Genomic DNA, 11,813 nt, shown 5'->3' with positions numbered 1-11,813 from the left:
AACTAATTCTATATTTATTGTGTTTAACCAAATCCTCTACTCTACTAAATCGTTAAAAATTAATCAAAAAACAGAAGAAGTATCTTATAACATTCAAAACGTTTGTACTTTTGTCTTATAAAAAAAATATCCAATATGAAGCATCAAGCAGTAGAAGGTTTTTCGAAATTATCGAAAGAAGGAAAAATTGAATGGGTTGTCAATGAATATTTGAATGGCGATGAAAAAGCAATTCAAATCATGAAACAATATTGGAATGATGATGCAGATTTACAAAAACTGCACGACGAGTTTTCAGAAAATACAGTTTCTAATTTCTATATGCCGTTTGGTTTAGCACCAAACTTTTTAATCAACGACGAATTATATGCCATTCCAATGGCTGTTGAAGAGTCGTCTGTTGTTGCTGCGGCTTCTAAAGCTGCGAAGTTTTGGCAAACACGTGGTGGTTTCAAAACAACAATTTTATCCACAACAAAATTGGGTCACGTTCATTTTATGTACGAAGGCGACAAAGAAAAGTTACAAAATGCATTTGAAACAACGATTAAAAATCAATTAATCGAAACGACAAATGATATCACAAAAAACATGCGTGCGCGTGGTGGTGGTATTTTAGCTTTGGAATTAATTGATAAAACTGCCGATTTAGAAAACTATTATCAAATAAAAGCGTCTTTCGAAACAATGGATTCGATGGGTGCAAACTTTATCAATTCTTGTTTAGAGCAATTTGCCAAAACATTACGCAACGAGATAGAAGCTGATTCTACTTTTACAGATGATGAAAAAGATTCAGTTCAAATCGTGATGTGTATTTTATCGAATTATACGCCAGATTGTATTGTTCGTGCAGAGGTTTCTTGTCCTGTTGAGCAATTGGCAGAAGGAAATGTAACGTCAGAAGAGTTTGTAGAAAAGTTTTCGCGCGCTGTTCGCATTGCAGAAATAGAACCATATCGTGCAACAACACATAACAAAGGAATTATGAACGGAATTGATGCGGTTGTGATTGCAACAGGTAACGATTTCCGTGCTGTAGAAGCTTGTGCGCATACATATGCGGCGAAAGATGGGCAGTATTCTTCATTAACACATTGCGAAGTGAAAGATGGTATTTTCCGTTTTTGGATTGATTTACCAACTGCGCTTGGTACAATTGGTGGATTGACAGCTTTGCATCCGTTAGTAAAATTAGCAATGGGAATTCTTGGGAAACCGAATGCTAAAGAATTGATGGGATTTGTTGCTGTTGCAGGTTTAGCGCAAAACTTTGGTGCATTACGTTCTTTGGTTACAACTGGAATTCAGAAAGGTCACATGAAAATGCACTTAATGAATATCTTGAATCAGTTAGAAGCAACTGAAGAAGAAAAGAAATATTTTGTCAATTATTTTAAAGATAAAACGGTTTCTCATCACAATGTTATCGAAGAGTTTTGCAGATTACGTGGTGTAAAAAATGTAGAAGAGATCAAAAAAGAGAAGTAATCTAACAAATGCGAATTTGGTCTGTTCATCCGAAATATCTCGATGCAAAAGGAATTGTAGCACTTTGGCGCGAATCGCTTTTGGCAAAAAATGTTTTGGAAGGCAATACAAAAGGTTATAAAAATCATCCGCAATTAATTCGTTTCAAATCAATTGAAAAACCGCTTGAAGCGATTAATCAATATTTAGCAGAAGTTTGGGACGAAGCCACAAGACGAGGATATAATTTTGACCGAAATAAAATTGATTTTGATTTTACAAAGATTAAAATTGAGGTTACAACAGGTCAAATGCAATATGAATTCAACCATTTATTAAAGAAGTTAGAACAAAGAGATCCTGAGCGATTCAAACAATTTGAAAACCTCAAAATGGTTGATTGCGCAGAGATTTTCGAAGTAAAAGAAGGAGAAATAGAAAAATGGGAGATCATTTCTTAGAAGAATATTTTGCGAAAGCAAAAGAAAAACAACGTGAACATAAAAAGTTTTTGGAGAAGTTGAAAAAGAAACCACCTAAAAACTTGGATCAGAAAATGGAAGAAATCCACGAAGATGTTTTCAATCGTATTGATTGTCTTTCTTGCGCGAATTGTTGCAAAACAACTGGTCCACTTTTTACACAAAAAGATATTGAGCGTTTAGCGCATGTTTTTCGCATTAAACCAAGTCAATTTATTGATAAATATTTGCGAATTGATGAAGACAACGACTATGTTTTGCAGCAAGTTCCTTGTCCTTTTTTGGATAGTGAAAATTATTGTTTGGTTTATGAAGATCGCCCGAAAGCTTGTCGTGAATATCCGCATACAGATCGTAAGAAATTTTACCAGATTAATCATCTTACCATAAAAAACACGCTAATTTGTCCTGCAACTTACGAAGTTGTGGAACAAATGCAGAAAGAAATAAAAGTATAAATGGAAACACCTCTAAAAATAATCGCATTTATTATGTTGATATTTCCGACAATTTATCAAGGAATTGCTGGATTTAGAACCAAAGATGCTGCTGTTGTAAAAAAAGTGGCTTGGCGCGCTGTTTTGATGCAAATCATGGGAACACTTTTGGCTTATTTTATCTTCATAAAAATTGGTCAAGACAAGCAAGTTGCCATTTATGTTGGCTTTATGTTTTTTACATCGGTTGCAATTTTAGTGCTGATTCAAAACATTTTGATTTACTTAAAAAATAATAGTAATAATTAAAACGTCGTCTATGAGCGACGTTTTTTTAATATCATTAAGCTAATAAATTAACGTATTGTTCTGCTTTTTCGGTTAGTTTAGTTTTTACTTGATCATAATTTGAATCAAAAAAACTTCGTAATCTGAACTTTGATTTTTTGGTTTGAATAGTTAGAATTTGATTGCGATTCAAGCGAAAAATGTCTTCTTCTTCGTACAAATAATAAATTGCTCGATATGGAATTTCATCTTTTTTGAAAATTGTTCTGATTTCGAACGTTTCTTCTTTTAGTGTAAATAAGGTCAAATTAAACGTTAAATCGTATAAAATTGACATCGATGCAAGTAAAGAAATCATGAAAACGCCAATGCGCAAAAAAAGGTTCGTCTATCCAAAAATTTCCTCCAAACCAAAAAGCTTTGACAAACGTAAAGTTAATCATCATTAATAATAGAAAAATGATGACGAGAAGAAGTGTTTGCCAACTAAGTTTAGATTTTACCATCTGCTTGGATTTGTACTAATTTACAATTTTTTGAACAGATTTAGAAAATTTTTCTACAAATAAAAAACCTCAGATAAATCTGAGGTTCATTATATTTTAAAAATGTTATGTTATAAAATTTCAATACTAAAACTATGATTGAGATATTTCTTATATTCCAAGATTTATGCCAAACTGAATCATTTTACGATTATCAAATGTGTTATCTTTAAAATAATTGTTCAAATCTTTTCTTACAAAGACATCAATCAATCCTAAACCAATTGTTATTTCAGCACCGTAGATAAAATTATTCACATTATAATTTCCACGTTCTTTGTTGCGAACACCATCTCCTTTGTAAATATTATTCGATGATAACAACGTTCCTCCATACATATACGCTGCGATATAGTGTTTTCCTTGCGGACGATATGCAAAATCTTCGGTAATATTTTTGACTTTCGAAAAGTTGTATTTAAATCCAACTGGAACCATAAAATAAGCCGAGCGCAACTTCGATTTGTCTAACGATTTGTCATGTTTTATTAAACCAACATCTCCATTTTCATCACGATTAAAACGCATATCATCGTCAATTCTGTAAGTTCTCCAAGAGAATAGTGCTCCTGCTAAAAAGTTAACTGGACTCGTTAAGGATAATTGTCTTTCGTACATTAAACCTGCCGTAATATTACTTGAAAACTTTTCGTGTTTGTTCAATTCTTCGTCTTTTTTACCTGTAAACGCCATGTATCCAAAAGAAGCATAACCGTTAATTTGATTCGCAATTCGGTAACGTTTCGTCACATCTTGTTTTGTTTTTGGCGTAATTGGATCTTCGCCATTCATAATCGAAAATGCAACTTGTTGTTTGATGATATCATCTAAGTTAAAATTCACTTCCTGAATACGATCATTTATCGTTCCCGAATACACATTTGCAATCGCTTCTTTCTTCGCTGTAGCCTCAGAAGCATTCAGTTTTCCTTCTGCTAATTCTTTGTCAACTGCCGCAATTTTCTTTTCCATTGCAGATTTTTCTTCCTGCACAATTTGACGAATCACTAACGTAAATTCGCTAATGCGATCTTTTACAATTGGACTGATTTTTTCGTCATTTTTATCATTCAAATCAAATGTAAATTTTTGAGCATATAGTGATGTAGCTGATAAGCATAATAATCCTGCTACGATAAGTTTTTTTATCATAATCTTGCTAATTTAGGGATATTAATGTTTTATTTGAAGCCGATAGAAACCACGCGCGATTGGTTTGACTCCTTTAGATTTTCTTTATTTTCGATCGAATACAACAACATATTTGGATCTACAAAATTCTTCTTCTTTTTGTTCACTTTTACAGAATCTAATGTTGTGTTAGCTGCAATATTTTTCTTTGGTTGAGCTTCTGATTTTAACTCTTCTTTCTTCTCTGCAATAGCTTCTTTCTTCGTTGGAAAAGCCATTTCAACTTGTTGAGATTCTTCATTTATTGCAACCTGAACTTTACCATGTTGAATCGGTTTCTTCTCTTCTTGTGGTTGGGCTTCAATTTCTTTAGAAGAATCAATCTTTTCATTATTCGCTAAAATAGATTCTGAAGAGTGAATTGTATTCGAATCTAATTGAACTTTTTCAGAATTACTTTTTTCTTGATGATTTACAAATTCTTTTGGTTGATCATTTTTAGATTGATTCGAGAATAAATAAACCGACGTAGTAACTGTAAACAACGCCACAACCGCAGCAGACAACCACCATTTATAGTTTGATTTTTGTGGTGATGGAGCGACATCCATACGAGCTTGAATTCTGTCCCACGCATCATGAGAAGGATTCAATTCACGATTTTCTAAATCGTCTTTTATATAGTTTGATATTTTATCGTTGTTTTTCATTTGTCATTTTCTTTTTACTTAGAACAATTTCTTTCAGTTTTGCCTTTGCTCGAAACAATTGCGTTTTGCTGGTCGATACCGAAATATTCAGCATTTCTGCAATTTCTTGATGCGAATAATCTTCGAGAATATGAAGATTAAACACCAATCGATAAGGTTCTGAAAGTTGATCTAACACGTCTTGCACATTAAAATTTAACCACGCTTCCTCTACTTCTTCATCCGCTTCATCATAATTAGAAACTCTTACATCATCAACATAAATCAATGTTTTATTTGCACGTAAAAAAGTTAAACATTCGTTGACCATAATTCGACGCATCCAACCTTCGAAACTTCCTTTATTTTGAAATTTCTCGATATGATTAAAGACTTTACAAAAACCGTTAATCATACAATCTTCTGCATAATGCATGTCTTCGATGTAACTTCTACAAACGCTCAGCATCTTTTTGGAGTTTTGTTCGTAGAGTTCTTTTTGCGCCAAAGCATCGTTCTTTTTTAGTCGTTCGACTAAAATTTCTTCTTTACTTTTTCGATTTAGTACAAATAATTTCACGTGTGTTAATTGCTTTCTTACTTAATAGACTCAAGGTTTGTAAAAAGGTTACAGAAAATTAAACATTTTTTTTGAAATGATTTGATATAGAACGAAAAAAGCTCGCAATTAGCGAGCTTTTTAATCATATTTATCAAAAATAAATTATTTCTGAAACGAATCTTTATTCAATTCGTATAATATTTTAAGACCTTTTATTGTGTGTAAACGATCATCAATATCAATTTTATCTGTCAACGATTTGTAAACACCGCCAACTCCTCCTGTCGAAATCACATAACATTGTTCTCCTTCTTCGGCATTGATACGATCAATCATTCCTTCAACCATACTCAAAAAACCATAAACCATTCCTGATTGCATGCAAGATTCTGTATCTGATCCTAAAACAGTTTTAGGTGCTTTCAGTTCGACTGTTGGTAATTGAGCTGTTTCTCCCACCAACGAATTTAAGGCAGTAATAATTCCAGGAGCAATTACTACTCCACCAACACTTGCCGATTCGTCGATGCCTAAGAAAGTTAGCGCAGTTCCAAAATCAATGACAATTTTTTTGCCTTGATAATTTTGATAATGTGCAGCTACTGCATTCGCATATAAATCTGTTCCCATTTGGTTTGACTTATGCTTGATTGCTGATGGCGTATTACGATCTACAACCATTGGTTTGAACTTGTGAATCTTTTGTAACGCAATCTTAACGCTTGCTGTAAGTGGTGGTACAACCGAACCTATCACAATATCTGTAATATCATTTTTCGAAATTCCGAAAGGCTCGTACATGTTCGAGAATTTTGCAAAAAACTCGTATTCGGTACGATAAGGTTTTGAATTGATTGTCCATGTAATAATCTCCGTTTCACTTTTGAAAACTGCGAAACGAAGATTAGTATTTCCAATATTTACTGCTAATAACATTATTTTGTAAATACGTTATTTTTATCGTTTACATCTGCCAAACGTTTTGTTGGATCGATGGTAACTTGTTTAACTTCTTTCGAAACTTTAACATCATAGGTAGGTTTTGTCCAGAACCAATCTTCTAAAATAGTTCTTTTTGCACCTTGATATTCTACTAAGTTTTCTGTTGGTTTTTCTCCACGCATTTCACGTAAAGGAATGTAGAATAATTCTTTTGAACCATCTGTATATTCTACCAATAAATCAATAGGCATTGCAAAATCTGATTTGTTTGCAATTGTGATTGTGTTTCCGTTTACAGCTTCTACAGCGTAATCAATTTTGCGTGTTGTGTTCAAGAATAAATTAAAATACCATTTAAGATTAATTCCAGAAACTTCTTCTGCTACACGTTTGAAATCATTCCCTGATGGATGTTTGAATTTCCATTGTTTATAGAATTCTAGGAATGTTTTGTTTAAATTATCATTTCCAATAATATATCCCAATTGAATTGCTAAAACTTGACCTTTGTAATACGCTTCTAAAGAGTATGCATAATTTGTATTATAATAGTCTGCTAATAAACTTGCAGGTTCTTCTTTACCAGAAAGTGCTAAATTAATATATCCTTTGTAGGCATCTGGATTTGGATTTGAAGGCATTACTTTTAATTTATCTACAACATTAAGGTGCGCCATTTGCTCTACATATGATGTAAAACCTTCGTCGAACCACTCGTTGTATGTTTCATTGATACCAAATAATTGTTGGTACCAAGAGTGAGCTGCTTCGTGGAAAATAGTTCCGATTAAGCTATTTAAATTACTTCCTCCAGCAATTAAAGTTGCAGTACCATATTCCATACCACCGTCACCACCTTGAATAATTGAATATGTTTTCCAAGGATATTCGCCAAAGTGTTCAGAATTATAATCGAAGAAACCTAATGCGTAAGGCATTGCTTGTTTCCATGCAGAAGATTTATCATTATCTTGGTAAACTAAATAAACATCTACGCCATGTTTAGATTTTTCGTGCTCCACAATAAATTCTTTATCCGCAGCCCAAACAAAATCGTGAATATTTTCAGCTTTGAAATTCCAAGCTACTTTTCCATTCTTTGTTTTGATTGTTGGATTTTTTACATAACCTTTTACACTATTAGGGTCTTGTAATTCTCCTGAAGCTCCGATTACATAATCTTTATCGATGTTAATTGTGACATCAAAATTACCAAAAGGCGCAAAAAATTCGCGACCAATGTATTCATCTAAATGCCATCCTTCTGGATCGAATTCTGCCATTTTAGGATACCATTGTGCCATAGAAAATTCTACACCATCTTTCGAATTACGTCCAGAACGACGAATTTGTTCGGGAACTTGTGCATTCCAAACCATATCGAAAGTAGAAGTTTGTCCTTCTGCAATTGGTTTTGCTAATGTAACTTCTAAGATTGTTCCGTCTACTTTATATGAAACGGCTTTACCATCTTGTTTAAGAGATGTTACTTTTTGATAACCAATTTGATCTGGTTTTAATTCAGAAATACGGCTAACATATTTAGGATTTTCTTTTGTTCCGATATTTGTTGCCATTCTTTTATCAGGATCTGGAATGTTTTGTAAACGATTATCCATCATACTTCCTGGTTGAAAAGCATTAAAATATAAATGAAAATAAACTTTATTCAGGCTTTGACCTGAATTGTTGGTGTATTTCAATTGCATTTTTCCATCGTATTGATATGATTTTTCTTTCATATCAACATCTATTTTATAATCTACCTTTTGTTGCCAATATCCTTTACGTTGTGCAAAAGCTAATTGAACCAAACATAAGCAGATTAGTAAAGTGAATTTTCTCATTTCTAACTAATCATTAAACTTTAACTTCAAAAATACAAAAAAGATTGAGATTAAGGTGAAGGTTGGGGGGTGATGATTTTATTGAGTTTTTTTTAATTATTTTTCATTTTTGTTTTTATAAGTTGGTATTTATATTCCTCTAATTCCTCTTGAGAGGGGATTTTCTGTTACTTGTTTTTGTCAAAAAAAAGTAAACAAAAAAGATATGGTTGTAGATTGATTTTATTTAACTTTTACCTTGATGCAAAAGTTACAAAACATCAAGGCTGTGATTTTCGACGGTCAAAATAGTTTTAGTCATTGAATGTTTTAAATCATTTGCTACGCAAACAGTAAAACATTCTAACCATGATTTTCAACTTTTTTACACTCGTCTGCAAATCAAAAGCCTTTTTAAAATTTGGATATAATTTAGTGGATTGGCTTTACATTTCCCTAACATCTCTTGAGAGGTGAAATATTTATTCCTATATAGAGTGTGTTGTATCTTTTTTTGACGAAAATATAACCAAAAAAAAGCTCGTGTCAAGTACTTGACACGAGCTTTTAAATAATAAATAATAAAAAACTATATAATAATCATTCTACAATTACCACATTGGCGTTTGTAAAAATGATGATAATATTCCTGGAAAAATTCCCATCACAATTAAGATTACCATTCCGATAATTAAAAGGAAATTCGTTAATCCATCTTGTGTTTTTACTTTGTTTTTCCCTTTTTTGAAATACATGTAGTTGATGATTTTGAAGTAATAATACATACTCAAAACTGCCATAACCAATGCAATTACAATCAAAAATAGGTTTTTATCGTTTGTTCCTCCAATACTCAACGCCATAAATTTCGCAAAGAAACCTCCTGTTAATGGAATACCTGCTAATGAAATTAATGAAATTGTCATCGCTGCTGCTAAAACTGGATTTGCTTTTCCTAAACCAATGAAACTCTCAAATTTTGGATTTTTGAATTGATCAATCGCATAGAAAATAATGAAGTTCGCAACTGAATAAGCAATCGTATAGAACATCAAAGCCTCTTTAGAAGCTGAATTGATATTGAACAAAACAAATAACATGAAACCTGCTTGCGCGATTGATGAATAAGCCATCAAACGTTTGACAGATTTTTGAGAAACTGCTCCGAAGTTTCCGATAAATAACGTCAAAATGATGATTGACGCGAATAATAAACGGTAATATTCGGCATATTCTACATTTGTTGGGAATGATTTTAGGACTAAAATAAATCCTAAAAATGATCCTCCTTTGATGATTGTCGACATAAACGATGTAAACACAGTTGGTGTTCCGTCGTAAACGTCTGGTGTCCATGCGTGGAACGGTGCTGCAGAAACTTTGAAACAAAATGCGAAGATGATTAAACACCATCCTGCGTAATAAATTGTTTCGAAATCTTTGTTATAGTTTACCAATTGATCAACCATAAAAGTTCCTGTTGCGCCGTACAAAAATGTTACACCTAACATCAAAATTCCTGTTGAGAAAGCTCCCATCAAGAAATATTTTACAGAAGCTTCTGTACTTCTAAGACTTTCTTTGTTTGTTCCTGCAATAATGTACATTGGAATTGACATTAATTCGATTCCTAAGAACATAATTACTAAGTTGTGGAATTGTGCTAAAACTGCGATTCCTGTAAAAGAGAAGAAAATTAAGGCATAATATTCTGCCACATGTTTTCCTACTTTTCCAAACGAATCTTTGTTCAACAATAAGTAAAAAATTGCCAATCCTGCCAATGCGATAAAGAACGAAACGCCGTAAAGCGATTGTCCAATCATATTATCGAATTTTCCTGCGAACATTGAGCAACCTTTCAAGTCGAAAATTCCTCCTACAATCATTCCGAAAAACAGAACAACAGAAAGTATATTTAAGGCACGATTATTTTTGATGTAGAATCCACTAAACATCAAAATAATACCTGAAAGTGCTGATAAAATAATCGTATTCATATCTATTTATTCAAAAATGATTAATGTGCTAATAAATTAAAAATTGGTGTTGGATAAACTCCTAAAATAATCACGATGATTGCGATTACAGAAATAACTGCAATTGGTCCAAAACCTCCTTTTTGAGCATCTTTTTGTTTGATGTTTTTCACTTCTCCAAACAATAATGCGCTTGATAATCTCAACGTATAAACGGCAGATAAAATAACACCTAAACAAGCTACTACACATAAAACTGGATTGTGTGTAAATAATGCAGAAAGCATCATAAACTCTCCGATGAATGAGCTTGTCAATGGTAATGCTACGTTTGCTAAACCGAATATCATGAATAAGATAGATAATGTTGGATCAACTTTTGCTAAACCACCAATCGATTTGATGTCTGTCAAATCATATTTTCTTTCCATAATATCTACACATAACCATAATCCTAAAACAACTAAACCATGTGAAAACATTTGGAAATAAGCTCCTGCTACACCATTTGCTAATTCAGAAAATAATGACACAAAAATTAAAGCTAAGTGAGCAATCGAGCTATATGCAATAATTTTCTTCACATTTTTTGCACTCAAAGCTATTAACGAGGCATAAACTAATCCGAAAATTGCTAAATAAGTAATGTATTTGAACAATTCTGAAATCGTTGGAAACATTCCCAAATACCAAGTAACCACTGCAAATAATCCCATTTTCGCCATCAAAGCTGAAAGTACAACTGTTAATGGAGTTGGTGATGTTTTATAGATTGTTGGTTGCCATGTATGAAATGGAAAGATTGGAATTTTAATCACAAAAGCGATTAAGAATAACAATGCCAACGCTGTGTTTGTTGAATAATGCGGTCCTGTAACTTGTACAACATCTGTTAATAAAAATGATGCTGGTTGTAAGAAAAATCCGATGTAAATAATTCCTCCTAACATAAACATCGATCCTAAAATCGTATATAAGAAGAATGTCATATTTGCGCGAATTTTGTCTTTTCCAATTCCAAATAATCCGATTAAGAAATAAACTGGAATTAAGACAACTTCCCAGAAGAAATAGAATAAAATTAAATCTTCTGCTAAGAAAACTCCGTTTAATCCTGCTAAAGTGATTAACAATAATCCATAGAATGTATTGCTATATTTTTGTTTTGTTGTTGATAAATAAACAAAAAGAGCTAAGTAAGTAAGGTTAGTTAATAGAATCATTAATCCTCCCAAACCTTGAGCATTTAACGCGAAATAAGTTTTAACGCTGTTGAAATTGAACCATTGTGTTTGAAACGTTAACTCGTTGTTTCCACCTTTGCAAGTGATAAACAAGTACAACGCCAACAACGCTCCACCAACGAATGCTCCTAACCATCTTTGTGGTTTTTGACCTTGCATTAATAGCATAAAAACTCCTACTATTAATGGTAAAATGATAAATAAAGATAAAAGCATTA

12 protein-coding genes are annotated in these 11,813 nt (G+C 32.5%); 4 read left to right on the top strand and 8 right to left on the bottom strand.

What is annotated here, in order from left to right; all coding sequences use genetic code 11:
* The first annotated feature begins 117 nt into the window (after positions 1-117).
* Genes N5D46_RS10050 through N5D46_RS10035 form a run of 4 tightly spaced genes read left to right on the top strand, consistent with a single transcriptional unit; the run spans position 118 to position 2,698 of the window.
* Entirely contained in the window at positions 118-1,491 is a 1,374-nt protein-coding gene (locus N5D46_RS10050; RefSeq protein ID WP_280049876.1) for a hydroxymethylglutaryl-CoA reductase, degradative, read from the top strand.
* A gap of 8 nt (positions 1,492-1,499) precedes the next feature.
* Positions 1,500-1,931 (top strand): pyrimidine dimer DNA glycosylase/endonuclease V, encoded by a 432-nt coding sequence (locus N5D46_RS10045; RefSeq protein WP_280036262.1) that lies wholly within the window; start codon positions 1,500-1,502, stop codon positions 1,929-1,931.
* Entirely contained in the window at positions 1,913-2,410 is a 498-nt protein-coding gene (locus tag N5D46_RS10040; protein WP_171623750.1) for a YkgJ family cysteine cluster protein, read from the top strand. Before N5D46_RS10045 ends, N5D46_RS10040 begins: the two co-directional genes overlap by 19 nt.
* Complete coding sequence (locus N5D46_RS10035; RefSeq protein WP_038333316.1) at positions 2,411-2,698, top strand: hypothetical protein; 288 nt, start codon at positions 2,411-2,413, stop codon at positions 2,696-2,698. It abuts the gene before it with no gap.
* A gap of 34 nt (positions 2,699-2,732) precedes the next feature.
* On the opposite strand, the gene N5D46_RS10030 is transcribed toward N5D46_RS10035, so the two are convergent.
* From N5D46_RS10030 to N5D46_RS09995, 8 genes are all read right to left on the bottom strand, one after another.
* Positions 2,733-3,035: a hypothetical protein gene (locus N5D46_RS10030; protein WP_280049875.1), complete on the bottom strand. Its 303-nt coding sequence runs from the start codon at positions 3,033-3,035 to the stop codon at positions 2,733-2,735.
* A 298-nt stretch (positions 3,036-3,333) separates the two neighbouring features.
* Positions 3,334-4,374 (bottom strand): PorT family protein, encoded by a 1,041-nt coding sequence (locus tag N5D46_RS10025; protein WP_280049874.1) that lies wholly within the window; start codon positions 4,372-4,374, stop codon positions 3,334-3,336.
* A 29-nt stretch (positions 4,375-4,403) separates the two neighbouring features.
* Positions 4,404-5,063: a hypothetical protein gene (locus N5D46_RS10020; RefSeq protein ID WP_125348908.1), complete on the bottom strand. Its 660-nt coding sequence runs from the start codon at positions 5,061-5,063 to the stop codon at positions 4,404-4,406.
* The gene (locus N5D46_RS10015; protein ID WP_125348907.1) at positions 5,047-5,622 is read right to left on the bottom strand and encodes an RNA polymerase sigma factor; all 576 of its coding nucleotides are present in this window, start codon (positions 5,620-5,622) and stop codon (positions 5,047-5,049) included. The genes N5D46_RS10020 and N5D46_RS10015 overlap by 17 nt, the downstream gene beginning before the upstream one ends.
* Positions 5,623-5,766: 144 nt before the next feature.
* Positions 5,767-6,540, bottom strand: a complete 774-nt coding sequence (locus N5D46_RS10010) for a type III pantothenate kinase (protein WP_181816351.1) — start codon at positions 6,538-6,540, stop codon at positions 5,767-5,769.
* Positions 6,540-8,393 (bottom strand): M1 family metallopeptidase, encoded by a 1,854-nt coding sequence (locus tag N5D46_RS10005; RefSeq protein ID WP_280049873.1) that lies wholly within the window; start codon positions 8,391-8,393, stop codon positions 6,540-6,542. The genes N5D46_RS10010 and N5D46_RS10005 overlap by 1 nt, the downstream gene beginning before the upstream one ends.
* 590 nt (positions 8,394-8,983) lie before the next feature.
* The gene (locus N5D46_RS10000) at positions 8,984-10,372 is read right to left on the bottom strand and encodes an NADH-quinone oxidoreductase subunit N (protein WP_125348903.1); all 1,389 of its coding nucleotides are present in this window, start codon (positions 10,370-10,372) and stop codon (positions 8,984-8,986) included.
* A gap of 20 nt (positions 10,373-10,392) precedes the next feature.
* Positions 10,393-11,811 (bottom strand): NADH-quinone oxidoreductase subunit M, encoded by a 1,419-nt coding sequence (locus N5D46_RS09995; protein WP_125348902.1) that lies wholly within the window; start codon positions 11,809-11,811, stop codon positions 10,393-10,395.
* Positions 11,812-11,813: the final 2 nt, after the last annotated feature.

This window comes from Empedobacter sp. GD03865 (assembly GCF_029840775.1).
Classification (GTDB): domain Bacteria; phylum Bacteroidota; class Bacteroidia; order Flavobacteriales; family Weeksellaceae; genus Empedobacter; species Empedobacter falsenii_B.
Note: the sequence above shows the minus strand (reverse complement) of the source record. Positions and strands in the feature narration are given on the sequence as shown.